General features: G+C 39.4%; 21 protein-coding genes and 2 pseudogenes. 19 read left to right on the top strand and 4 right to left on the bottom strand.

Annotated elements, in window-relative coordinates:
• Positions 1 to 50: 50 nt before the first annotated feature.
• The 4 genes from HMPREF2876_RS05800 (at position 51) to HMPREF2876_RS05815 (ending at position 3,093) form a co-directional block, all read left to right on the top strand.
• Positions 51 to 548 carry a GAF domain-containing protein gene (locus tag HMPREF2876_RS05800; RefSeq protein WP_042754202.1) on the top strand — a complete coding sequence of 166 codons (498 nt, stop codon included), beginning with the start codon at positions 51 to 53 and terminating at the stop codon, positions 546 to 548.
• Positions 548 to 2,212, top strand: coding sequence for a DNA polymerase III subunit gamma/tau (dnaX, locus tag HMPREF2876_RS05805; RefSeq protein ID WP_070584457.1), 1,665 nt, complete (start codon positions 548 to 550; stop codon positions 2,210 to 2,212). Before HMPREF2876_RS05800 ends, dnaX begins: the two co-directional genes overlap by 1 nt.
• Before the next feature lie 38 nt (positions 2,213 to 2,250).
• Positions 2,251 to 2,445 carry a DUF3272 family protein gene (locus HMPREF2876_RS05810; RefSeq protein WP_003024260.1) on the top strand — a complete coding sequence of 65 codons (195 nt, stop codon included), beginning with the start codon at positions 2,251 to 2,253 and terminating at the stop codon, positions 2,443 to 2,445.
• Between the two features lie 231 nt (positions 2,446 to 2,676).
• The gene (locus HMPREF2876_RS05815) at positions 2,677 to 3,093 is read left to right on the top strand and encodes a YjdF family protein (RefSeq protein WP_024053099.1); all 417 of its coding nucleotides are present in this window, start codon (positions 2,677 to 2,679) and stop codon (positions 3,091 to 3,093) included.
• Between the two features lie 61 nt (positions 3,094 to 3,154).
• Here HMPREF2876_RS05815 and birA read toward each other — a convergent pair whose 3' ends face one another.
• The 3 genes from birA to HMPREF2876_RS05830 form a co-directional block, all read right to left on the bottom strand.
• The gene (birA, locus tag HMPREF2876_RS05820) at positions 3,155 to 4,090 is read right to left on the bottom strand and encodes a bifunctional biotin--[acetyl-CoA-carboxylase] ligase/biotin operon repressor BirA (RefSeq protein WP_024053100.1); all 936 of its coding nucleotides are present in this window, start codon (positions 4,088 to 4,090) and stop codon (positions 3,155 to 3,157) included.
• Between the two features lie 2 nt (positions 4,091 to 4,092).
• Positions 4,093 to 5,094, bottom strand: a complete 1,002-nt coding sequence (locus HMPREF2876_RS05825; RefSeq protein ID WP_003031199.1) for a LacI family DNA-binding transcriptional regulator — start codon at positions 5,092 to 5,094, stop codon at positions 4,093 to 4,095.
• Positions 5,095 to 5,176: 82 nt separating this feature from the next.
• Positions 5,177 to 6,010, bottom strand: a complete 834-nt coding sequence (locus HMPREF2876_RS05830) for an AraC family transcriptional regulator (protein ID WP_003031194.1) — start codon at positions 6,008 to 6,010, stop codon at positions 5,177 to 5,179.
• A 139-nt stretch (positions 6,011 to 6,149) separates the two neighbouring features.
• On the opposite strand from HMPREF2876_RS05830, the gene HMPREF2876_RS05835 reads away from it, so the two are divergent.
• The 10 genes and pseudogenes from HMPREF2876_RS05835 (at position 6,150) to HMPREF2876_RS10485 (ending at position 17,885) form a co-directional block, all read left to right on the top strand.
• Complete coding sequence (locus HMPREF2876_RS05835) at positions 6,150 to 8,315, top strand: alpha-galactosidase (protein ID WP_070584460.1); 2,166 nt, start codon at positions 6,150 to 6,152, stop codon at positions 8,313 to 8,315.
• Positions 8,316 to 8,327: 12 nt separating this feature from the next.
• Positions 8,328 to 9,586: pseudogene (locus tag HMPREF2876_RS05840) on the top strand (extracellular solute-binding protein).
• Positions 9,587 to 9,599: 13 nt separating this feature from the next.
• Positions 9,600 to 10,466 carry a carbohydrate ABC transporter permease gene (locus HMPREF2876_RS05845; protein ID WP_004224901.1) on the top strand — a complete coding sequence of 289 codons (867 nt, stop codon included), beginning with the start codon at positions 9,600 to 9,602 and terminating at the stop codon, positions 10,464 to 10,466.
• Positions 10,467 to 10,479: 13 nt separating this feature from the next.
• Positions 10,480 to 11,313 carry a carbohydrate ABC transporter permease gene (locus HMPREF2876_RS05850; RefSeq protein WP_024053102.1) on the top strand — a complete coding sequence of 278 codons (834 nt, stop codon included), beginning with the start codon at positions 10,480 to 10,482 and terminating at the stop codon, positions 11,311 to 11,313.
• A gap of 211 nt (positions 11,314 to 11,524) precedes the next feature.
• Positions 11,525 to 12,970 (top strand): sucrose phosphorylase, encoded by a 1,446-nt coding sequence (gene gtfA, locus HMPREF2876_RS05855; RefSeq protein WP_024053103.1) that lies wholly within the window; start codon positions 11,525 to 11,527, stop codon positions 12,968 to 12,970.
• Between the two features lie 273 nt (positions 12,971 to 13,243).
• Positions 13,244 to 14,422: a galactokinase gene (locus HMPREF2876_RS05860; RefSeq protein ID WP_024053104.1), complete on the top strand. Its 1,179-nt coding sequence runs from the start codon at positions 13,244 to 13,246 to the stop codon at positions 14,420 to 14,422.
• A 72-nt stretch (positions 14,423 to 14,494) separates the two neighbouring features.
• Positions 14,495 to 15,976: a UDP-glucose--hexose-1-phosphate uridylyltransferase gene (gene galT, locus HMPREF2876_RS05865; protein WP_070584464.1), complete on the top strand. Its 1,482-nt coding sequence runs from the start codon at positions 14,495 to 14,497 to the stop codon at positions 15,974 to 15,976.
• A gap of 230 nt (positions 15,977 to 16,206) precedes the next feature.
• A complete protein-coding gene (locus HMPREF2876_RS05870; RefSeq protein WP_070584467.1) occupies positions 16,207 to 16,341 on the top strand; it encodes a DUF4044 domain-containing protein in 135 nt (44 codons plus the stop codon).
• Positions 16,342 to 16,398: 57 nt separating this feature from the next.
• A complete protein-coding gene (gene obgE, locus HMPREF2876_RS05875) occupies positions 16,399 to 17,709 on the top strand; it encodes a GTPase ObgE (RefSeq protein WP_024053106.1) in 1,311 nt (436 codons plus the stop codon).
• Positions 17,710 to 17,723: 14 nt separating this feature from the next.
• Positions 17,724 to 17,885: a hypothetical protein gene (locus HMPREF2876_RS10485; RefSeq protein WP_003033070.1), complete on the top strand. Its 162-nt coding sequence runs from the start codon at positions 17,724 to 17,726 to the stop codon at positions 17,883 to 17,885.
• 32 nt (positions 17,886 to 17,917) lie between these two features.
• Here HMPREF2876_RS10485 and HMPREF2876_RS05880 read toward each other — a convergent pair whose 3' ends face one another.
• Positions 17,918 to 18,868, bottom strand: a complete 951-nt coding sequence (locus HMPREF2876_RS05880) for a polysaccharide deacetylase family protein (RefSeq protein WP_070241705.1) — start codon at positions 18,866 to 18,868, stop codon at positions 17,918 to 17,920.
• Between the two features lie 178 nt (positions 18,869 to 19,046).
• Here HMPREF2876_RS05880 and HMPREF2876_RS05885 point away from each other — a divergent pair, with 178 nt between their 5' ends.
• The 5 genes and pseudogenes from HMPREF2876_RS05885 to HMPREF2876_RS05905 all read left to right on the top strand — a co-directional run bounded on the left by HMPREF2876_RS05885 (position 19,047) and on the right by HMPREF2876_RS05905 (position 24,674).
• On the top strand, positions 19,047 to 20,333 hold the full coding sequence (locus HMPREF2876_RS05885; RefSeq protein WP_024053108.1) for a homoserine dehydrogenase: 1,287 nt from the start codon (positions 19,047 to 19,049) through the stop codon (positions 20,331 to 20,333).
• A gap of 1 nt (position 20,334) precedes the next feature.
• Positions 20,335 to 21,201: a homoserine kinase gene (gene thrB, locus HMPREF2876_RS05890; protein WP_024053109.1), complete on the top strand. Its 867-nt coding sequence runs from the start codon at positions 20,335 to 20,337 to the stop codon at positions 21,199 to 21,201.
• A gap of 260 nt (positions 21,202 to 21,461) precedes the next feature.
• Positions 21,462 to 22,787: pseudogene (locus tag HMPREF2876_RS05895) on the top strand (PTS sugar transporter subunit IIC).
• Positions 22,780 to 23,622, top strand: coding sequence for an alpha/beta hydrolase (locus tag HMPREF2876_RS05900; protein WP_024053112.1), 843 nt, complete (start codon positions 22,780 to 22,782; stop codon positions 23,620 to 23,622). Before HMPREF2876_RS05895 ends, HMPREF2876_RS05900 begins: the two are co-directional and overlap by 8 nt.
• Positions 23,623 to 23,885: 263 nt before the next feature.
• A complete protein-coding gene (locus tag HMPREF2876_RS05905) occupies positions 23,886 to 24,674 on the top strand; it encodes an aldo/keto reductase (protein ID WP_224783667.1) in 789 nt (262 codons plus the stop codon).
• Positions 24,675 to 25,183 lie beyond the last annotated feature (509 nt).

Raw genomic sequence — 25,183 nt, forward strand, 5'->3', positions numbered from 1 at the left:
CACTTGCGAAAAAACAGTCACGAGGCTGTTTTTTTGATATAATAGAAAGTATGAATCAATCAGAAAAAATTTCAAATTATCAATTACTTTTAGCGCAGCTTGAAGCATTACTAGAGGGCGAAAGCAATGCGTTGGCGAATCTCTCAAACAGCTCTGCTCTGCTAAACCAAGCCTTGCCACATTCCGTTTTTACTGGCTTTTATCTTTATGACGGAAACGAGTTGGTGTTAGGACCTTTTCAAGGTGGTGTCTCCTGTGTACATATTGGGCTGGGAAAAGGAGTCTGCGGAGAAGCCGCCGCCAAACGGCAGACGGTGATCGTCGAAGATGTTACTCAGTATGGTAACTACATTTCCTGTGATAGCAGAGCTCGCAGCGAGATTGTAGTACCAATGGTCAAAAACGACCGCTTAGTAGGAGTGCTGGATTTGGATTCTCATCTGGTAGCAGATTATGATGAGATTGACCGAGAATATCTGGAAAATTTTGTGGCTCTCCTGCTAGAGAAAACAAGTTGGAATTTTGAAATGTTTGGAGACAAAGCCTAATGTATCAAGCTTTATATCGAAAATACAGAAGCCAAACCTTCGGTCAGCTAGTTGGGCAGGAGGTTGTGGCGACAACCTTGCGGCAGGCAGTTGAACAGGATAAAATCAGTCATGCCTATCTCTTTTCAGGTCCCAGAGGGACAGGAAAGACCAGCGTAGCCAAGATTTTTGCTAAGGCAATGAATTGCCCCAACCAAAAGGATGGAGAGCCTTGCAATGACTGTTATATTTGCCAAGCCATTACCGAAGGAAGCCTAGAAGATGTCATTGAGATTGACGCGGCTTCTAATAATGGTGTGGATGAAATCCGAGATATTCGTGACAAATCTACTTATGCTCCCAGTCTAGCGAAGCACAAGGTTTATATCATTGATGAGGTTCACATGCTCTCAACAGGCGCTTTTAATGCGCTTCTTAAGACTTTGGAAGAGCCGACAGAGAATGTTGTCTTTATTTTAGCAACGACAGAACTGCATAAAATACCAGCAACCATCCTTTCGCGTGTTCAGCGCTTTGAGTTCAAGTCGATTAAAACCAAAGATATTGTAGAGCACATTGAGTGGATTTTGCAGCAAGAAAATATTGACTTTGAAAATGAAGCGGTGCAGATTATTGCAAGACGAGCAGAAGGCGGTATGCGAGACGCTCTATCTATCTTAGATCAAGCTCTCAGCCTAACCCAAGACAATCAGCTGACAACGGCTATTTCTGAAGAAATCACGGGTTCTATTAGTCTAGGTGCGCTAGACGCTTATGTAGCAGCTGTATTAGCGCATGATACGTCAGTGGCATTAAAAAATCTTGATGTCATATTCGACAGCGGCAAAAATATGGCTCGCTTTGTCACAGACCTGCTGCAATATTTCAGAGATTTGCTCATCGTTAAAACGGGTGGAGAAAATACGCATACGAGTGAAAGCTTTTTAGAAAACCTCAAGACTCCGCAGGAAAGATTGTTTGAGTTGATTGAGATTGCAACGAAGAGCCTTGCGGAAATCAAGAACAGCTTGCAACCCAAGATTTATACAGAAATGATGACCATTCGACTGGCAGAAGGGCAAGATAAAGCAGAATTACCCTCCAATATAGCAGGCGAGATAGAAACGCTCAAAGAAGAAATCAGCCAGCTTAAAAATCAATTGGCAAGTTTGCAGTCAAGTTCCGCACCTAGTAAGCCAGTACAGGAAACACGCTCAGCCAAAACAAGCAAGGGTTATCGAGTAGACCGCCATAAAGTGAATGCCATTCTGCAAGAAGCAGTTGAAAATCCTAGCCTGGCTCGCAGTAATTTAACCAAGTTGCAGAATGCTTGGGGAGAAATTATTGAAAGTTTAGCCGGAGCAGATAAGGCACTTTTAGTCGGCTCACAACCCGTCGCAGCTAACGAAAACCACGCTATTCTTGCATTTGAGTCAAGCTTTAATGCAGAACAGACCATGAAACGGGAAAATCTCAACACCATGTTTGGGAATTTATTAAGCAATGCTGCTGGATTTTCACCAGACATCTTGGCGGTTTCTATGACAGATTGGACAGGGATTCGGGCTGAATTTTCGGCTAAAGCGCGTGGAGAAAATGCACCACAAGCTGAAGAAAAAGAGAATACGGTCATTCCAGAAGGATTTGATTTCTTAGCGGAAAAAATTACCGTTCAAGAGGACTGAATTTAGATTTTTCTGCTGTTTCGTGCTATAATAGAATCATGACAAGACAACAATTTCTTACAACAGCTTTTTTCACAGCAATTGAAACGTATTTTTTTAACGAAGCAATGATGTCAGGACACTATTTATTTGCCGTTTTCTGGGCGCTTCTAGTGATTCGCAATTTACAGGTGAGCTATGTCATGGGTAAAATAGTGGACGAAATTGACAAACATATCAAACGTAAAAAATAACAAGAAAGGTTGGGGTGAAAATCCTCAACCTTTTCTTTTCAATTTGAAAAAATATTCTGCTTGCTGTAAAATAAAAGTGCAAAGATAAAAACACAGTTTCGGTTGGTAGTCCGAACATATTCGTGACAGGCTAGATTTGTTTTTCTAATGACAATTGAAGTAGGTCACGACTATCAGTAACCCTCCTCCTTGGTTGTCCCTTCTTTGTAATGTATTTAAGGAGGATGCTGTATGGAACATGTTTCATTAGAATTGACCATATACTTTGAAAATGGCTTTTATTATGGCCTATTTGAGCAAGAAAATGCTCAAGGTTTGTCCGTTTGTCGGGTGACATTTGGAGTTGAGCCCCAAATGAACGAGGTTTTGGAATTTGTTAATCAGAAGTTTTCACAACTACAATTTAGCCCGGCTGTTGCACTAAAGAAAAAAAGACATTGTGCAAATCCCAAACGCTTGCAGCGATTAGCAAAAAAAGAAATGAAGCGTGAAAAACGCTCAACGAAATCACAAGATGCACTAAAACTGCAACAAGAGTTAGATAAACAAGCTAAACGTTCCAGATTGAAAGATCAAAAAGAATATATGCAAAATAGAAAATTCCAATTAAAACAGCAAAAACGCAAAGAAAAGCACAAAGGTCATTGATTTTGTGCCGAAAAAAGAAGGAGACAAGTTGATGTTTATTCAATTTATCTCCTTCTTTTATTTACCAACTTGTTAAAGAAACTTCACCGCTGTTTAGCCACATTTCTTGTCCGGTATCTAATTGGATCAATAGCTGCCCGGTATCTGATATTTCCTTGGCAACTCCTTTGTAGTCTTTGTCATTTTGGCAAAAAGTGACCGTCCGACCTAAGACAAGGGAGTGTTGTTTGTAAAGGTAAACCAGCTCGTCTGGATCACATTCATAAAAATCTTTCCAAATTTCAGCAATGAGTTCATTGCGTGTGATAGGTTGCTTTTCGTGGAAGAGAGAGGCAGCCCTATTTTTTAACTCTTTCGGAAAATCAGAGATTGCGAAATTGATGCCCACTCCAATAATCACATCAGTGACTAAGCCCGTCTCGACAGAAGTAATAGCTTCGGTTAAAATGCCTGCTATTTTCTTGTCCTTGTAGTAAATGTCATTGACCCATTTAATGTCCATTTCCATTAAAGTGAGATCTTTAATAGCCTTATAAATGGCCCCAGCAGTCAGGATAGTATAGGCGGGAATTTGTGGGAAAGGCAGATTGGGCTTCAAGTGAAGCGTCATATAAATTCCTCCTTGTTCTGGAGCAAAATAACTTCTGCCAAAGCGTCCACGACCAGCTGTCTGAGAAGAAGCAAGATAGAGCGTATTGGCAGGCTTACCAGCTTCAATTCCTTCTTTGGCATCAAGTTGAGTGGATTTGCAGTTTGGATTGAAGGAAACTTGAATGGGAGCAGTTTTTTCGATTTTCTCAGCAATCAATAAATCACCTGAAAGGAGCTTATAGCCTTTATTTTTTATCGATTCAATATGAATGCCTTCTTTTTCCAAATGTTGAATGGCTTTCCAGATAGAAGTGCGTGAAATTCCTAACTCCTGTGCTAATTTTTCACCACTGATATAGTCAGATTCTCGACTTAAAATGTCAAATAAAATTTCGTATGTTTTCATTTCTATAAACTGCTCTTTCTAAGGGTTAGGGTGGTAGCAAGTGTTACCATGCGTGGAATGGTCGAGCCAGGATGTTGAAATTCCTCGTGCAGCAGTTGCAAGCCTTGTCTGCCCATTTCTTCTGTAAAGACAGTAACCGTGCTGAGTGGTGGATAGACGTACTTTGCAATAGATGTATCGTTAAAAGCAATCAAACTAACACGATCTGGTACAGGGATGTCCGCTTCTTGAAGTGCTCGAAGGGCGCCAACAGCTAAGGCGTCACTTGCCATGAAAAATGCAGTTGGAAATTGGTCACCTAAATTTTCAATCAATTCTTTCATCATAGAATAACCTGATTCAGATGAAAAGTTTCCTATTTTAACGTATTTTTCCTGATAAAGTTGTTTTTCGGTTAGATAATTTTTAAAGGTTACCAAGCGTGGATCAGATAAGGTAGTGGTTTTGTCAGAAGTTTGTTCTTGCCCCACTAACAGCCCAATTTGTCGGTGTCCCTTTTCTAAGAAGTGGTTCAAAACAGTTGTAACGGAATTTTCAAAGTCTGTCGTAACGCAGCTATGTCCATAGGTAAGTGTATTGCTATCAATAAAAACAAGCTGCTCTGTGTGGAGTTCCAGCTCCTTTATCTTTTGAGGGCTGAATTTTCCAATCGCGATGATGCCGTCAATTTGCTCAAGATGATTTAATGTTTCATTATTGAAAAAGCGCATAACATCATAATCCAACTCTTGGGCTTTTTTCTCTACCCCAAGACGAATGGCATAGTAGTAGAGGTCGTCTAGTTCCTCCTCTTCTGTGTACCATTCTACGATCGCAATTCTGCGGTTTTGGGAATATCGTTTGTCTCTTCGCTTTGTCTTTTTATATTCTAATTCTTCTGCAATATCAAAAATCTTTTTTCGGGTGCGATCACTGACTGACATGGCAGGGTCGTAGTTGAGTACGCGAGAGACCGTAGCCGGAGAGACACCAGCAGCCTGAGCAATATCCTTAATCGTAGCCATTTGATTTGGTCCTTTTTAATTTACTGTCTACATAAATTATAACTCAAAAAATAGTAAATATCAAAGTTAAGTTTAGTAAAACTTAACTTTGTTCTCGAAATGAGCTGGGTGAAAAGCCAAAATATTTTTTAAAAGCCTTTGAAAAGTAAAGGGGATCTGAGAAACCGACAGAATAGGCGATAAATTGGATAGGCTCACGGGTGCTTTCGAGGAGTTGTTTAGCTCGATGCATGCGTATATAATGCAGATACTCTTTGGGAGAGAGTCCATTGTATTCTTTAAAAATGGTTGTCAAATAGCTGCGATTGACATTTAGTTCATTAGCAATACCTTGAATGCTCAGTTGTTCAAGCGGATAGCGAGTTTCTAGAATACGTTTGGTATCTATATACAACTGATAAGTGGAATTTTGTTGTTTCAGGAGCTGTTGGTTTGGTGCGAGTTTCCCTAGTTTAAATAGTAGTTCATAGAGCATGGCGAGAAGTTGTAAATGACTTAACATAGTAGATTGGGAATGTTCAGCTTCTTGAATAATATCTATAATAAACTTTCCCAAACTATCAGTAGGACTAGTACTTGAATTTCTTAGAAATCCTGTTTTGCCAATTTCTGATAAGTTAAAATAATCCGAAACCTTTGTTCCACTAATTCCGAGCCAATAATAGGACCAAGGATCTTCAAAATCTGCTTTATAGTAAGTTAGTTCGTTTGGTTTTAGTAGAAATAAATCACCAGCTTTCAGGAAAATTTGTTCTCCTTTATAGTGAAAGACACCTTTGCCTTTTGTAATAAAATGAAGGACGAAACCGTCACGAATAGCAGGCCCGAAAGAATAGTTCGGCTGGCAATCCTCATAGCCGTAAAAGTCTAATAATAAATCAATTGTTCCCGTCTGGTATTCAGAAAATATAAGCATACTTTTTACATCTCCGTACATTAGAAATAGTATTGTATTTTTTATTGTCACCTAACATTTTACCATATTTCCCTAACATAATTCTATTTTAGGAAGCGATTTCAAAAGGTAAAATATTAGTAAATATGGAGGTTCAGAAATGGCTATCAAAATAGACAAGCATCTATTCTACATCAATACAAAAGATTCCAGTCTTATCATCGAGGAAAGGGATGGCTACCTTTTGCTTAAACACTTAGGCAGAAAAATCGAATCCTATCATTTTTCCAATACAGTATTTGAGCGAGATCATGCTTTTTCTGGTAATCCGAAGTCGAATGAGCGGAGTTTTAGCTTAGATACCCAGCGGCAGGTTTTGGGGCAGCATGGTTTAGGAGACTTCCGGCAACCTTCTCTGCAAGTCCAACATGCTAATAATGAAGTAACAGATTTTCGGTTTGTTGAAAGTCAGCTGATTATGGGAGGTTTGGAAGTTCCAGGACTGCCTAGCCCTCACAGTACAGAAGATGCAGAAACACTGGCCTTTATTTTAGAGGATACAGTAGCTCACTTACGCCTCACTCTCTATTACACAGCTTTTGAGGATAGCAATACCATTGCAACCTTTACTAAGCTGGAAAATATCGGTAGAGAGACAGTAGTCATACATAAGAACTTGAGCTTAATGACAGATTTGCCGGCAGGTGCTTATGATGTGATTAGTTTACAGGGAGCTTATGCTAGGGAAAAAACAGTTCGTCGTCACAAGCTAGAACAGGGGATTTTCAAAATAGCTTCCAACCGAGGAGCTTCTGGTCACGCGCAGACTCCAAGCCTTATCCTTTGTGACAGTGAAACGACGGAAGAGGCCGGTCAAGTTTGGGCAATTCAGCTCCTTTATAGCGGAAACTTTGAAGCTTGGATTCAGCAAAATCAGTTGAGTGAAGTTCGGCTAGGTATCGGTATCAATGAAGATAACTTTGCTTGGAAACTGGAAGCGGGGCAGACTTTCTATAGTCCTGTTGCTCTGTTGAATTATTCGGCTCAGGGTTTGACTGGTCTTAGTCATGAGAGCCAAGCTTTTGTTCAAGAGCATATCATTCCTAAAGCTTTTGCGAAGCGAGAGCGGCTAATTCTAATCAATAACTGGGAAGCAACTTACTTTGATTTCAAAAAAGAGAAGTTGCTAGAGTTAGCAGATGAGGCACAGAAAGTTGGTATTGAGCTCTTTGTTCTCGATGATGGCTGGTTTGGCAACCGTTTTGATGACAATCGGGCTTTGGGCGACTGGTTTGTCAATGAAGATAAGATAGGTGGCAGTTTGACGGAGCTCATAGCAGAAGTTCATAGCAGAGGATTGCAATTTGGTTTATGGGTTGAGCCAGAAATGATTTCCGTAGACAGTCAGCTTTATCGGGCACATCCAGACTGGGCTATTCAAGTGCCTGATCGGGATCATACCTACTCTCGCAATCAACTCGTATTGGATTATGCTAATCCAGATGTGGTAGCCTATATCAAAGGAACACTGGATCAGCTGTTGAGTCAGCACGATATTGACTACATAAAATGGGATATGAATCGTAATATTACCAATCTTGGGAATGGCACTAACTATCTGGCGACCAAAATGCAGTCGCATAAGTATATCTTGGGGCTTTATGAAATTGTAAAATATTTGACAGAGAAATATGAGAATATTCTCTTTGAGTCCTGCTCAGGTGGCGGTGGCCGAAATGACCTTGGTATGATGCGGTATTTCCCTCAAGTCTGGGCTAGTGACAATACCGATGCCATAGCTCGCTTGTCAATCCAATATGGGTCTTCTTATCTTTATCCGACTATTTCAATGGGTGCCCATGTGTCAGCTGTACCTAATCATCAGGTGGGACGGATTACACCTCTTGAAACACGAGGTAACGTTGCTATGATGGGAAATCTGGGTTATGAATTGGATCTGACCAGTCTTCCTCAAGAAGAGTTGAATGAAATCGCAGCTCAAGTTGCTCATTATAAATCTATTCGCAGAATTATTCAATTCGGTCAGCAATTTCGATTAATTAATCCGAGTCAAGGTTCCAACGAATCAGCGGTGCAGTTCAACTACAAAGAACACTCGGTTGTAACTTATGTAAGGGTTTTAGCAACTGTCGAAGAGATAGAAACCACACTAAAACTCAAAGGATTAGAAGAGGATGCGCTCTATTCACTGGAAGGTACCAATCAACTATATTCAGGTGCAGAGTTGATGTATGCTGGTTTGACCGTTGTTCTCCCTCAAGGAGATTTCCTCAGTAAACAGTATGTTTTTGTTAAAAAGCAATAAGGAGAAGGAATAATGAAATGGTATAAAAAATTGGTCTCTTAGTAACAGCAGGACTAACCCTTCTGGGTCTATCAGCTTGCGGCAACCAAGGGGAGTCGACAGATGGTAAGGTAACGATTGAGTACTTCAATCAAAAGGGTGAAATGGTTGATACCCTTCGTGAGATTGCTAAAGACTTTGAAAAAGAAAATCCGAATGTGCATGTGAAAGTGGTAAACGTCCCTAATGCTGGGGAAGTACTCAAAACGCGCGTTCTGGCTGGAGATATCCCAGATGTTGTCAATATCTATCCCCAGTCTATCGAATTGCAAGAATGGGCTAAGGCTGGGTACTTTGAAGATTTATCTGACAAAGACTATATTAAGCGAGTTAAGAATCATTACGCAGATAAATATGCGATAGATGGAAAGATTTACAATATTCCTTATACTGCTAATGCATACGGTATCTATTACAACAAAGATAAATTTAAAGAACTGGGATTGAAAGTTCCAGAGACTTGGGAGGAATTTGAGGAATTAGTTGATAAGATTATAGCAAAAGGGGAAACACCTTTTGCCATTGCAGGAGCAGATACTTGGACCTTGAATGGTTATCATCAGTTAGCTCTTGCCACTTCTACAGGAGGTGGTAAGGAAGCGAATGATTACCTACGTTTTTCCAAGCCAAATGCCATCAAGTCTTCAGATTCAGTGCTTAAAGATGATTTCAGGCTGTTAGATTTATTCCGCAAAAAAGGGGCCATGCAGACCAACTGGCAGGGAGCAGGCTATACTGATGTTGTCGGTGCCTTTGCTAGAGGCGATGCCCTGATGACTCCAAATGGTTCTTGGGCTATCACAGCAATCAATGCGCAAGATCCTAAGTTTAATGTTGGAACTTTCCCTTTCCCTGGAAAGCAAAAAGGACAAAGCTTGACCATTGGAGCGGGAGACCTAGCTTGGTCTATCTCGTCAAGTAGTAAGCACAAGAAAGAAGCCAATGCTTTTGTTGAATATATGTCACGTCCAGAAGTTATGCAGAAATATTATGATGTGGACGGCTCACCAACAGCTATTGAAGGTGTCAAGGAAGCAGGTTCAGATGCACCGCTAGCTGGTCTTGCTGAATTAGCATTTACAGACCGACACCTCGTTTGGCTAGCTCAAGACTGGGCCAGTGAAAGTGATTTTTATACCTTGACCGGGAACTATATTACAACTGGAAACAAAGAGGATATGGCGAAAGCACTAAATGCCTTCTTCAATCCGATGAAAGCAGACGTAGAGTAGGAGTAGATCTACTATGAAAAAATTGATTGAGAAATATTGGGGCTGGCTCTTTGTCATAGTTCCCCTTGTACTACAGGCTGTATTCTTTTATGTGCCCATGTTTCAGGGTGCCTTCTACAGCCTGACAAACTGGACTGGTTTGACCTATAATTATAAGTTTGTCGGACTCAATAACTTTATGCTCCTCATGAGCGATCCTAAGTTTATGAACGCGATAGGATTTACATTGATCATTACTATTTGTATGGTGGTTGGTGAGATTATGCTGGGAATCTGGATAGCGCGAGCTCTCAACTCGAAGATAAAGGGAAAAACTTTCTTCCGAGCTTGGTTTTTCTTCCCCGCTGTCCTATCTGGATTGACTGTGGCTCTTATCTTTAAGCAACTTTTTAACTACGGGTTGCCAGCTATAGGGAATGCCTTAGGAATTGAATTTCTTAAAACCAGCCTACTAGGAACAAATGGTGGCGCAATCTTTGCAGCAATCTTCGTCTTGCTTTGGCAAGGGGTAGCTATGCCTATTATCATCTTTCTAGCTGGTCTACAGTCAATTCCTGCTGAAATAACAGAAGCAGCTCGAATTGATGGAGCTAGTAGCAAACAAATCTTTTGGAAGGTGGAACTTCCTTATCTCCTACCAAGCGTTTCCATGGTATTTATCTTGGCTCTAAAAGGTGGTTTGACAGCATTTGACCAGGTCTTTGCCATGACAGGCGGCGGTCCGAATAATGCGACCACCTCTCTAGGACTTCTGGTATACAACTATGCCTTTAAGAGCAATCAATTTGGTTATGCCAATGCCATTGCAGTTATCTTGTTCCTCTTGATTGCGGTTATTTCTATTATCCAGTTGAGAGTATCTAAGAAATTTGAAATCTAAGAGGAGAAACCTGATGAAAAATGCAGAAAGAAAAGCTAATTTCAGTAAATATATCTTGCTAACACTGGGATCTATTATCATTTTAATTCCACTCTTAGCAACAATATTTAGTTCCTTTAAGTCTACCAAAGACATCGTTAATAATTTTTTCGGATTTCCGACTCAACCGACCTTAGAGAATTTTCAACGCCTTTTGGCTGATGGTATCGGAGGCTACTATTGGAATTCAATTGTAATCACGGTTGTATCTTTGGCTGTTGTCATGATTTTTATTCCCATGGCTGCTTACTCTATAGCACGTAATATGTCTAAGAGAAAAGCTTTTGGTATTATGTATACGCTCTTGATTTTAGGGATTTTCGTTCCTTTTCAAGTTATCATGATTCCTATTACAGTTATGATGAGTAAGCTAGGTCTAGCTAACACTTGGGGATTAATTATCCTCTATCTGGCTTACGCTGTTCCACAGACTCTCTTTCTCTATGTAGGTTACATTAAGATTTCCATTCCGGACAGTCTGGATGAGGCAGCAGAAATTGACGGTGCTGGAAAGTTTACAACTTATTTTAAGATTATTTTTCCTATGATGAAACCCATGCATGCGACAACCATGATTATCAATGCCCTCTGGTTCTGGAATGACTTCATGCTTCCTCTCTTGGTACTCAATAAAGACTCCAAGATGTGGACTCTGCCACTCTTCCAATATAACTACACAGGTCAATACTTTAATGATTATGGACCAAGCTTTGCTTCTTATGTTGTTGGGATTATCACCATAACTATCGTCTATCTCATCTTCCAGCGCAACATTATTGCTGGAATGAGCAACGGAGCAGTGAAGTAAGTTCAAGATACAAAGACTGTAAAAAGCTCACAATGTATACAAAGGCAACCACATCCGTAAACTACAGAATTAGTAACGGCTGTGGAAAATAGGGAATCTGAAAAAGAAGCTTCAGCATCTTGGAAGATTCATCTTTCGCACAGAGCTTAGGGCGTGTTCTATTCAGCGCACGGGAAAGAGTATATAAGACAAGATTTTAGAGGAGAAGACTATGGCTATTCAAAATAAGACCATGCTGATTACTTACTCAGACAGCTTGGGGGAGAATTTAAAAGATTTATATGACAATTTAGAAAAGCATTTTGGGGATGCGGTTGGAGGAGTGCATTTGCTTCCTTTCTTCCCATCAACTGGTGACCGGGGATTCGCCCCAGTAGACTATGAAGAGGTTGATTCAGCCTTTGGTGACTGGGAGGATGTAGAAAAGCTGGGCGAGAAATATTATCTCATGTTTGACTTTATGATTAACCACATTTCACGCCAGTCCAAGTATTATAAGGATTTTCAGGAAAAGAAGGATCAGAGTGAGTATCGTGACCTCTTTCTCAGCTGGGATAAGTTTTGGCCAGAAAATCGTCCGACGCAAGCTGATGTTGATTTGATTTATAAACGTAAGGATCGGGCGCCTAAGCAGGAAATCGTCTTTGCAGATGGAAGCACCGAGTATCTGTGGAACACCTTTGGTGAAGAGCAGATTGATCTAGATGTTCGCAGTCAGGTAACTAATGATTTCATCAAGAAAACATTGCGTCAACTATCAGAGCATGGCTGTGATCTGATTCGTTTAGATGCATTTGCCTATGCAGTCAAAAAGTTAGATACCAATGATTTCTTTGTTGAGCCAGAAATCTGGGATCTCTTAGAAAAAGTCCAGCAGCAAGCTGCTGAGTTTGGGACGGATATTTTACCAGAAATTCATGAGCATTATTCTATCCAGTTCAAGATTGCAGAGCATGGCTACTTTGTCTATGATTTTGCGCTGCCGATGGTAACTCTTTATTCTCTATACAGTGGTAAAGCTGAGCGTCTAGTCAAGTGGCTTGAGATGAGTCCTATGAAGCAATTCACAACACTGGATACTCATGATGGTATTGGGGTTGTTGATGTTAAGGATATTCTGACTGATAAAGAAATTGACTTTGCAACCAATGAACTATATAAGGTTGGGGCTAATGTCAAGCGTAAGTATTCCTCAGCTGAGTACAACAATCTGGACATTTACCAGATTAACTCGACTTACTACTCAGCCTTGGGCGATGACGACAAGAAGTACTTCATTAGTCGTCTGATTCAGGCTTTTGCTCCAGGAATTCCACAGGTCTATTATGTTGGTTTCTTAGCTGGGAAAAATGACCTTGAGCTGCTAGAAAACACTAAGGAAGGCCGCAATATCAACCGTCATTATTACAGTAATGAGGAGATTGCTGAAGAAGTCAAGCGTCCAGTTGTGCAAGCCTTGCTCAAACTTTTCAGTTACCGCAATCAGTCTGCTGCCTTTGACCTAGATGGCACTATTGAAGTGAATCTACTGGATGAAAATAGTCTCCGGATTGTCCGTAGCAATGCAGACCAGTCTGTGACAGCCCAAGTGGTCATCAATCTCAAGGACCTGACCTACAGTGCGACAGAAAACGGCCGGGCCGTCACCTTTGAATAGATATAAAAATAAACTTTCGAACTTCTAAAACTGTATCTTATAAACTAATTCAGCTGTAAGGTTTTCTTTGATATAGTTGGATTTAGTTTGACAGATGCATCATGTGGACAAGCTTTATATGATGAGTATAGAGAAATGAGGCAAGATTTTGACTCTCGGATATATTTTTTACAAAAAGTAAAATGGTGAGTAAAATTTTAGTAAAGTTATTGATTTTCATTCCTTAAAGGGATATAATAGAAGTAAATAAAACGATTACAAAAGGAGACTTTTATGTCAACGAGTCTTTCTATTCAACAATTACGTTCAGATTTTGCAACAGTTTTTGGAACAGAAGCAGATCATACATTCTTTTCACCGGGTCGCATTAACCTAATTGGTGAGCATACAGACTACAATGGTGGTCACGTTTTTCCTGCAGCTATTTCGCTAGGAACTTACGGAGTGGCGCGCAAGCGTGACGATAATTTACTTCGTTTTTACTCAGCAAATTTTGAAGACAAAGGGATTATTGAGGTGCCGCTAGAAGATCTTCGTTTTGAAAAAGAGCATAATTGGACGAATTATCCGAAAGGGGTGCTTCATTTCTTGCAAAAAGCAGGACATGTCATTGATAAAGGGATGGATGTCTATGTTTTTGGAAATATCCCAAATGGTTCAGGTCTCTCTTCATCGGCTTCTTTAGAGCTACTAACAGGAATAATTGCAGAGAGACTATTTGATTTAAAATTAGAGCGTTTAGATTTAGTAAAAATTGGTAAACAAACAGAAAATGAATTTATCGGTGTTAATTCTGGAATCATGGATCAGTTTGCCATTGGCATGGGAGCATATCAACGGGCAATTTACTTAGATACGAACACGCTCGAATACGAGTTGGTACCGCTTGATCTCAAAGACACTGTGGTTGTCATCATGAATACAAACAAGCGTCGTGAACTAGCAGACTCCAAGTACAATGAACGCCGTGCAGAGTGTGAAAAAGCAGTCGAGGAATTAAAGCAAAAACTCTCTATTGCAACCTTGGGTGAATTAAATGAGTTGGATTTTGATGAATACAGCTACTTAATTCAAGATGAAAATCGACTCAAACGTGCTCGTCACGCTGTATTGGAAAATCAACGGACACTTCAAGCTCAAGCTGCTTTGCAAGCTGGCAATCTGGAAAAATTCGGTCGCTTAATGAATGCGTCTCATGTCTCACTTGAACATGATTATGAAGTCACAGGATTAGAGTTAGATACCTTGGCTCATACTGCATGGGAGCAAGAAGGAGTGCTGGGCGCTCGCATGACAGGAGCAGGATTTGGCGGTTGTGCCATTGCTTTGGTTCGCAAAGATGCAGTGGAAGCTTTTCAAAAAAATGTTGGGCAAAAATATGAAGAAGTCGTAGGTTATGCACCGAGCTTCTATATTGCTGAAATCGCTGGTGGCAGCCGTGTGTTGGATTAAGCGAGCGTTTTACATAATAGTAATAAGGGCTGACGAGGATTTCAGCCCTTTCTATAAAAGAAAGGAAAATCAATGGCACGAAATTTACTGAATGCCTTTGTAACAGAGGTCATAGCAAATAGCTCTTTTACAGAAATCGACCGAATTTATTTGACAAATCGCGTCATGAGTCTGGTTGGAGAAGAAGCTGCAAAGCAAGAGACAGCAGCAACCAGCTTAATTGATCTCAAAGATGATTTACTAGAAGTTGCTTTAGCAGTTGGAAAAATCGGCTCAACTCTTGCAGAACAGGATATTCTTGGGGCAGAGTTGATGAATTTAGTCACGCCAGCACCTAGTCAGCTCAATCAGCAATTTTGGCAAACTTATGAACAAGATCCTGAACGAGCTATTGCTGATTTTTATGAGCTTAGTAAGCGCAATGATTATATCAAGGTCAAAGCCATTACTAAGAATATTGCCTATCAAACACCGACTGAATATAGTGATTTGGAGATTACGATCAACCTTTCTAAACCAGAAAAAGATCCCAAGGAAATTGCAGCAGCTAAGAAAGCCAAGACGAGCCACTATCCAGCTTGCCAGCTTTGTTTTGAAAATGAAGGGTATCAAGGGCGACTAGATCATCCAGCGCGAGCGAATCATCGAATTATCCGCTTTGACTTAGCCGGACGAGAATGGGGCTTTCAGTATTCTCCCTATGCTTATTTTAATGAGCATTGTATCTTTTTAGATAGCAAACATACTCCTATGGCTATCAGCCGTGGTACTTTTGCGCGTCTTTTGGACATTGTAGAGACTTTTCCAGGTTATTTTGCAGGCTCCAATGCGGATCTTCCTATCGTAGGAGGCTCCATTCTCACTCACGACCATTATCAAGGTGGACGACATACTTTTCCTATGGAAAAGGCAGAGCTGGACAAAACTTTCATCTTTGCAGGTTTTGAAAATGTAGAAGCTGGTATTGTCAACTGGCCCATGTCGGTTTTAAGGTTGCAATCAACTGATAAATCCGCATTGGTAGATTTGGCGGATAAAATTTTACAGAAATGGCGCAGTTACTCCGATCCGACTGTTCAGATTTTAGCTGAGTCAAATGGTGAACTACATCATACGATTACTCCAATAGCACGTCAAAAAAATGGTAAGTTTGAGTTAGATTTGGTTCTTCGGGACAATCAAACGTCAAAAGAATATCCAGATGGTATTTATCATCCGCATAAAGATGTTCAACACATCAAGAAAGAAAATATCGGCTTGATTGAGGTCATGGGCTTGGCAATTCTCCCATCTCGTTTGAAAAATGAGTTAAAAGAAGTTGAAGAATTTCTTTTGGGGCAAATAAAAGAAGTGGCTCCTTATCATCAAGTGTGGGCTGAACAGTTAAAAGCTAGCCATTCAAATATAACGGCAGAATCAGCTCAATCAATTGTGCGTGCTTCGGTCGGTCAGATTTTCAAACGTGTCTTGGAAGATGCAGGTGTTTACAAGTACACAAAAGAAGGTCAAATCGCCTTTATGCGTTTTATTGAATCGATTGGTCTAGTGAAATAACCTATTAAAAAATTGCTATTTTCGGAGATGACTATCGAGACAGCTTGGAAATGGCATTCGACACATCCAAACGGTTACGCTGATTGACATTGAAATCCAGCAGGAAGCCTGTTGGATTTTTACTTTGTAGGGATTTTCAGTTGTAATCTTTTTATTTCAGCTATCATTTGAAAAACTATCTTCTTCATGTTACAATTAGAAGAGTAAATTAAATACATAGAGGTAATATCGTGGCTTTTGGTGATAATGGACAACGGAAAAAAACAGGATTTGAAAAATTGACTTTGATTGTAGTTGTTATCATGTTATTGGTAACGGTTGGAGCAATCTTTGCAAGTGCACTTGGTGCTTTTAGCAATTTCTAATCCTCAAACGCTTGAAAGAGCGTTTTTTTAGAGTGAAAAACGAGAGAAGAGAAAAATATGAGTATGTTTTTGGATACAGCTAAGATAAAAGTCAAGGCTGGCAATGGCGGTGATGGCATGGTAGCTTTCCGCCGTGAAAAGTATGTCCCAAATGGTGGACCTTGGGGCGGTGACGGTGGTCGTGGCGGCAATGTTGTTTTTGTCGTAGATGAAGGGCTTCGCACTTTGATGGATTTTCGCTACAATCGTCATTTTAAGGCTCAGTCTGGTGAAAAGGGAATGACCAAGGGAATGCACGGTCGTGGTGCAGAAGATTTGATTGTTCATGTACCACAAGGGACAACCGTTCGTGATGCTGAAACAGGGAAAATCCTGACAGACTTGATTGAAAATGAGCAAAAGTTCGTCGTAGCTCGTGGCGGTCGTGGCGGTCGTGGCAATATTCGCTTTGCGACGCCTAAAAATCCAGCACCAGAAATTTCTGAAAACGGTGAACCAGGTCAAGAACGTGAACTCCAGTTGGAATTGAAAATTTTGGCAGATGTCGGTTTAGTCGGATTTCCGTCTGTTGGGAAATCAACTCTTTTGAGTGTGATTACTTCTGCTAAGCCGAAAATTGGCGCTTATCATTTCACAACTATTGTACCTAATCTTGGAATGGTTCGGACGCAGTCCGGTGAATCCTTTGCTGTGGCAGACCTGCCTGGCTTGATTGAAGGAGCCAGCCAAGGTGTAGGACTTGGAACACAATTCCTTCGCCATATTGAGCGAACTCGTGTCATCTTGCATGTCATTGATATGTCAGCTAGTGAAGGACGTGATCCTTACGAAGATTATCTTGCTATCAATAAGGAATTGGAATCCTACAATCTTCGCTTAATGGAACGTCCACAGATTATTGTTGCTAATAAAATGGACATGTCTGAGAGTACAGAGAATCTAAAAGTCTTTAAAGAAAAATTAGTAGCAAATTATGATGAATTTGATGAACTGCCACAGATTTTTCCAATTTCAAGTTTGACGAAACAAGGCTTGTCAACGCTTTTGGATGCAACTGCAGAATTGCTTGATAAAACACCTGAATTTCTGCTTTATGATGAGTCCGAAATGGAAGAAGAAGCCTACTATGGCTTTGATGAAGATACTCCAGCATTTGAAATCTCACGCGATGATGACGCTGTCTGGGTTTTATCTGGTGATAAGTTGGAAAAACTCTTTACCATGACAAACTTTGACCGTGAGGAGGCTGTCATGAAATTTGCACGGCAACTACGTGGTATGGGGGTAGACGAAGCATTACGGTCGCGTGGTGCTAAAGATGGTGACTTGGTTCGTATCGGCAAATTTGAATTTGAATTTGTAGACTAAAAAGGAGCGATTTTATGGGTGATAAACCAATATCCTTTCGTGATAAAAATGGCAATTTCGTTTCTGCAGCTGACGTTTGGAATGAAGAAAAACTCGAAAAACTTTTTAACAAACTCAATCCGAACCGAAAATTTCGCTTGGAACGTGAGAAATTAGCACAAAAGAAAAAAGAATAGGACTTGCTCATTTTTGAGCCAAGTCCTATTCTTTAATTTGTAGCAATTTCATTTAATAAGTCTTGTGCAGTCGTTGTTGGATTGACACGGACACGGTTGAGGGTTAGAAGTCCGTCATTAAGAAAAGCTAGTCCATTGTTGGTTGTTAACCCCATTTTATAGCCGAGGCTTTCAGCAATCTGTGTCGTTGTTTCACTATAACGTCCAGAAGGATAAGCAACCGTCGTTGTGTTTTGTGACAGGTTGCTGTCTAGATATTGCTTAGAAGCTTGCAATTCTGTCGTTTGTGTTTCTGCACTTGAAAGGGATAAATCCGGATGATTAACGGTATGATCTTCAAAAGACATTCCCTTTTGCTTCATTTCCTTGATTTGCTCAAGCGTCAGCATATCCTCGCGCCCATTTTCGACAAAACCAGTAATGACATTATTGGTTGCCCGCATTTGGTATTTTTGAAGAAGTGGGAAAGCATTGGTGTAAAAATCTCTCAAACTATCATCAAAGGTCAACCAAACGACTTTTTTATTTTTCGGAAGGACATTTTCAGTCAAAACTTTATAGGCTTCCTTTGGCGTGAGAGTATAATAGCCAGCGTCTTTTAGAGCTTTCAAATGACTTTCAAACGTTTCAGGAGAGACAATCAAACCAGCATTTGCTGCTTCAGAAGGATCCATATTGTGAATCGCATGGTACATCAAAATAGGGAATTTAACAGGCTGATCTTGCTTTATCCATTTCACTTTGCTTACTTTTTCACTAGATCCAGATGTTTCTTCAGTAGTTGCTTGAGAAGTAGAAGATTTGCTCACTTTTGAAGTGGCAGTTCTGGTATGGTTATTAGCCAGATTTGTTCCAGAGCGTTTCCACATAAATGTTCCTGCAATAACCAGAACAACCAATAAGATGAAGCTTATAATAGCACGCCGTTGTCTCCTCTTACGAATACGATTTCGTACAGAACGATTACCAGAATGTTTTCCCATTATGTGGAACTCCTTTTACTTTTAAATCACTATGTATATTTTACCATATTTCTGACTAACCGTTCACAATTTTTTAAAATAGATTTCTATTATTTTTATAAAAATCCTGAAGTCTGCTTACTAGAAAAAAACAAGTTTATTTGCTATAATAAAAAGCATAAAATCTCAAGGAGTAGTCATGTCTATTAAAATTGCTTTACTTGGTTTTGGGACAGTTGCTAGTGGTGTTCCATTTTTATTGAAAGAAAATAGTGAAAAGATTGTGCAAGCAGCTCATTCAGAAATTGAAATTGCGAAAGTATTGGTAAAAGATGATGCTGAAAAAGAACGCTTGTTAGCAGCAGGAAATCATTTTAATTTTGTCACGACGATTGATGAAATTGTAAATGATAATGAAGTAACGATTGTCGTTGAATTGATGGGGCGTATTGAACCTGCAAAAACTTTCATCACTCAAGCGTTAGAAGCAGGTAAGCATGTTATCACTGCAAATAAAGACTTGCTGGCAGTTCATGGCGCTGAGTTGCTTGAGATTGCTGCAAAACATAAGGTAGCTCTTTACTATGAAGCGGCAGTAGCGGGAGGAATTCCGATTTTACGCACGCTTGTTAATTCCCTAGCTTCTGATAAAATTACACGTATTCTTGGTGTGGTCAATGGGACATCCAACTTCATGATGACCAAAATGGTAGAAGAGGGCTGGTCTTATGAGGCGGCACTTGCTGAAGCACAACGACTTGGATTTGCAGAAAGTGACCCAACCAATGATGTGGATGGGATTGATGCTGCATATAAAATGGTTATTTTGAGTCAATTTGCCTTTGGAATGACGGTTAAATTTGAAGATGTCACCCACCAAGGCATTCGCAATATTACACCAGAAGATGTAGCAGTTGCGCAGCAATTAGGCTATGTTGTCAAATTAGTTGGTTTCATTGAAGAAACGGAATCGGGCCTCGCTGCAGAAGTCACACCGACCTTTTTACCAAAATCTCATCCTATTGCTAGTGTAAATGGCGTGATGAATGCAATCTTTGTAGACTCTATCGGTATTGGTGAGTCGATGTATTACGGTCCAGGTGCGGGACAAAAACCCACTGCAACAAGTGTTGTTGCAGATATTATTCGGATTGTTCGACGGATTAATGAAGGAACTGTTGGAAAAGCCTTTAATGAGTTTCAGCGTGAATTAGTTCTGGCTAAACCAGAAGATCGTAAGAGCCCGTATTACTTTTCGATATTAGCACCTGATGCGAAAGAACAAGTTTTACGCTTAGCAGAAATTTTTAATGCTGAAAATGTCTCCTTTAAGCAAATTCTGCAACAAGGAACAGACGGAAATACTGCACGTGTTGTGATTATTACCCATGCTGTCAACAAAACGCAGCTAGAAAATGTCACTCGAAAATTGCAGGCAACTTCTGATTTTAAATTATTGAACACCTTCAAAGTATTAGGAGACTAACATGAAAATTATTGTACCTGCAACGAGCGCAAATATTGGTCCGGGATTTGACTCGGTTGGTGTAGCTGTCAGTAAATATCTAACCATTGAAGTTTTGGGAGAAAGCGACCGTTGGCTAATTGAGCATGATTTGGAGCGGCGTATTCCTTCAAATGAACGGAATTTATTGATTAAAGTGGCGCGCAGAATTGCTCCAGCTATTCAACCTCATCATTTAAAAATGACAAGTGATATTCCTTTAGCGCGTGGTCTGGGTTCTTCTAGTTCCGTTATTGTTGCAGGAATTGAACTTGCAAATCAATTGGCAAATTTGCAGTTGTCAAATGCTGAAAAATTGAATTTTGCGACGAAAATTGAGGGACATCCAGATAATGTGGCACCTGCTATTTATGGTAATTTGACGATTTCTAGTTATTTAAACGAGAAAGTTTCAACTGTGGTGACGGAGTTTCCAGAAGTAAGCTTTATTGCCTATGTTCCAAATTATGAATTGCGTACTAAAGACAGCCGTGGGGTTCTTCCAAAAGGTTTATCTTATTGTGAAGCTGTCACTGCAAGCTCTGTAGCGAATGTGGCTATTGCCGCTTTAATGAAGGGCGATATGGTAACAGCGGGGCGTGCTATTGAGTCCGACCGTTTTCATGAGCATTTTCGCCAAGGTTTGATTAAGGAATTTCCAAAAATCAAGATGTTGGCAAAGAAAAACGGTGCGTATGCGACTTATCTATCAGGAGCAGGACCTACTGTGATGGTTCTAGCACCAAAAGACCAGTCGAATATGATAAAAGAGAAAATAGAAGAGCAACAATTTAAAGGACAAGTTTTTGACCTTCAGGTTGATTGCCGAGGCGTTCGAGTAGAAAAATGAGAAGAGAGTGAAGAGGGTGGAACAGAACTAATGAAACGAAAATTTAGTTCGTAATCCTACCTTGTGGCTCTTCCGAGCTTGAAAGGTGTTAATTGCTTGGAAAGCTCTATCTGCCACCTCAAGGCAGTACTTTGAACAATCAGTCGCTGCGTTGTTGATTTATTACATAGTATGCTTTTAGGTTGGGAATTTTTGTCCTAACCTCTTTTAATATTCTTACGAAAAATTCCCTCTTGTCTATTTATTCAAATGTATGCTATATGATGTTCAATAAATTAACCAGAAAAAGTCGTATAGATCAATACTTAATAAAAAAATGATTGCCTTTCGGCAAATGAGTTTCATTAAAATTACACAAGAAACATTGGTATCGCTCTTTCCGTTTTTTTGCTGACGACGATAACGATGGTTTTTTCTGAATCCATTTTTGGTATAAATGGCTATATCAACAATCTTTTTGCGATTCGGCATTGGTTTCCTCATTTTTCAACTATTAGCTTAGTTACGAAAAATTTCACCTATCTGATAGGGGATTGGCAGGCCCTTTAGCGACTTATTTTAGCGCAAAATACACAGCTGGTTATTATGGTCGTAGTACGGGGACAGCTGGGATTACAGCCTTTATTTTTAGCTTATTAGTTAATTCGCGCGAATTATTTTCGGTGGTTTTAAATGACGGCGCTTTGACGAAAATCAATCTTCCTGTCAATATCAATCTAATTGTTGCGATATTGATTGGTTATGTGGTGGGACAAATTTTTCAATTTTCAAGTCCGAATGATGATCACATTGTAGATGAGCATTTTATTTATTACCCTAAAACGTTGTGTCCTATCTTTTGCTCGTTTGCTCTGGCTGTCTTGGTTAGTTTTCTCATTAATCTAGGCAATCGATACAATGTTTTTTCAACAATTATAACTTTTTTGTCAGGCTTAATTGTCAATCGAAATAATATCTTTGTCATTGAAATGAATACTGCCTTACGGACTTTTAGCGCTTGGATTGGAAATAGTAATCCATTTAATGACCTGCCATTTATCAATGACTCCTTTGCCTTGGATAATCTTAATTATGCTTTGAAACATCATACTACAACAGGGGTACCTTATCTCTTTTCAACGACCAATCTGTATGATGCCTATGGAACATTTGCGGGACTGGGCGGAGTTTTAGCCCTTCTCGTAGCTATTCTCTGGAAATCTCGGAGCGACAAAGACCGAGATGTGAGTTTGAAAAGTATTTTCCCTTCCCTTTTTAACCATGGTGTAGCCTTTATGGTTGGGATTCCTATATTTTTCAACTTTCTATTTTTAATCCCTTTTATCCTCGTACCAATGCTGAATGTCTTTGCAGCTAGTATTTTTCTATACTTTAGAATAATGCCTCCGGCTGTCTATCCAGTTCCTAGCGGAGCGCCAAGTGTACTTTATGCTTTTATTGGAACAGGTGGAAGTTTGCGAGCATTAGCAGTAGGAATTTTCATTTTTATTATCGATATTCTCATTTATATCCCTTTTGTGAGATTTAATGACCGGATTCATGAGGAACTCAGACAAATGGATCAGAAAGGAGGCGAACATGACTAAAAAGGTAAAAATAGTGTTACTAATTGTTCTAATTTTTTTGATAGGACTAGCAGTTCCCTCTTATAGTTGGACGAGAAAAAACATTGATCAAATTGCTAAATTTTATAATGCTCGCATGTCGCCAATCATTATGATACCAGGTAGTTCTGCTACGGAGAACCGCTTTGACGGCTTGGTCCAAAAGCTCAATCAAAGACGTCGCGGCGTGAAGCATAGCTTGCTCAAAGTTAAGGTCTGGAATGACGGACGAATTACATATAGCGGATCTATCGCAGCGAATGATAACGAGCCAATTATTGTAATTGGTTTTGAAAATAATAAAGATGGCTATAGTAACATCAAAAAACAAGCCAAAATGGTTGACGTTGCCTTTGAAAATCTCCAAGGAAAATACAATTTCAATAATTTTAAGGGCTTGGGTCACTCGAATGGTGGTTTAATTTACACAGCTTTTATTGAAAATTACCTCGACAGCTATGATGTGGAATTGAAGAAGTTGATGACAATCGGAACGCCTTATAACTTTACTGAAACCAATATCAACAATAAAACTGAGATGTTAGCTGATTTCATTAAAAATCGTGAAAATATTCCGACCACTTTAGCTATGTATTCTGTTGCAGGAACCATTACTTATGATTCAGACGAATTGGTACCAGATACGAGCGTGAGTGCAGGGAAATATATTTATCAAGGACAAGCAGCTCACTATACAGAAACTACTGTCACAGGAGAAGATGCACAACACTCTGACTTGCCAACAAATGATGAGGTTGTCTCCTTAGTCCAAGAGCGCCTTGTAGATAGACAAAACCAGCGAAATCAAAGAAATTGAGAAGGAGTAGGACAGACGACTAGGGGTGTTGACACAATCTTGTTCGTCTATCTTAGTCTCCTTTTTTGTATTGTTATAAATTTTGAATTAAGTGATGATTTGCTATTCATTTTTTGCATACTGCTCTGCAATTTTGCTATTGTACTTTTTCTGAAAAGAGCGTTATACTTATAATAAAAATTGTGAAAAGAGGAAATTACATGCAAAATATAACCTTAAACAACGGTGTAGAAATTCCAATTTTAGGTTTTGGAGTGTACTAAATTGCTCCCAAAGATACCAAGAGTGCTGTGCTAAATGCTATCAAGGCAGGTTATCGTCATTTTGATATTGCTCAAGCCTATGCCAATGAAAAGGAAGTAGGCGAGGCGATTCGAGAGTCTGGGATTGACCGCAAAGAGTTTTTCATCACTAGTAAAGTCTGGCTATCCAACTATAGCTGCGACAAGGCTTATGCCTCGGTTTTAGAATCTCTTGACAGAATGGAGTTAGATTATCTGGATCTTATGTTGCTCCACCAACCTTTTGGTGACTATTATGGTGCCTACCGTGCTTTGGAAAAACTTTACAAAGAAGGAAAACTTCGAGCGATTGGTGTGTCTAACTTTTATCCAGATTGTCTCAGCGACATTGTAGCTTTCAATGAGATTACACCACAAGTCAATCAAGTGGAAACTCACCCACTAAATCAACAGATATTCGCACAAGAAAATATGATAAAAAATAAGGTGCAAATTGAATCTTGGGCTACTTTTGCAGAAGGTCGTGGTGACATTTTCAACAATCCAATTCTCAAAAGTATTGCTGATAAACATGGTAAATCCACTGCACAAGTCATCATGGTTCGCTGGCAAGTTCAACGGGGAATTGTTTGCTTGACTAAGTCTTCACGTTTTGAGCGAATGAAGGAAAATATTGATGTTTTTGATTTTGAACTCAGTGCAGAAGATATGACAAAGATTGCAAGTATGGACACCCAAACCAGCCTTTTCTTTAATCATCAAGAAGCCAGCACAGTAGATCTCTTTTTAGGATTTCTGGGGAGAAAATGAGAACAGGATTTTCGTTTGATTTCAGAAAATAACTATGTTACTTTTTATTCAGATAATATTTTAATAACAATTGGGTATAATTACTTGATTTTCGTTTGAAAAAGATTATTATATATGTAAGTAATCGGATGTAAAGAATGCTTTATTATAATTTTTGAAAGGTTATCTAATGTTAACTCCAAAATTTATTCTATTTGTTCTTGCTAGCTATTTTATCTTACCAATTATTGCATTGTTATTTCCAAACAAATATGTTAAATTAATCGTATTTGTGATATTTCTATTAGAAAATATTTTGGTGATAGGTCTGTATATAAAGGGCAAGTATTTTAACTAATCATCTTATTTTACAATACAATAGTAACAATAGTACCAAGAAAAAGCCTAACTTTTTATTTTGATTGAGTTGGGCTTTTTCATCTTATTCAGTTTTAATATTAGAACGATATTGAGTTGATTAATAATCTTATTTTATAGTGAATATATCTTGTTTTTTTCATGAGCATGGA

It is taken from the genome of Streptococcus sp. HMSC073A12 (assembly GCF_001812815.1).
GTDB lineage: Bacteria > Bacillota > Bacilli > Lactobacillales > Streptococcaceae > Streptococcus > Streptococcus vaginalis.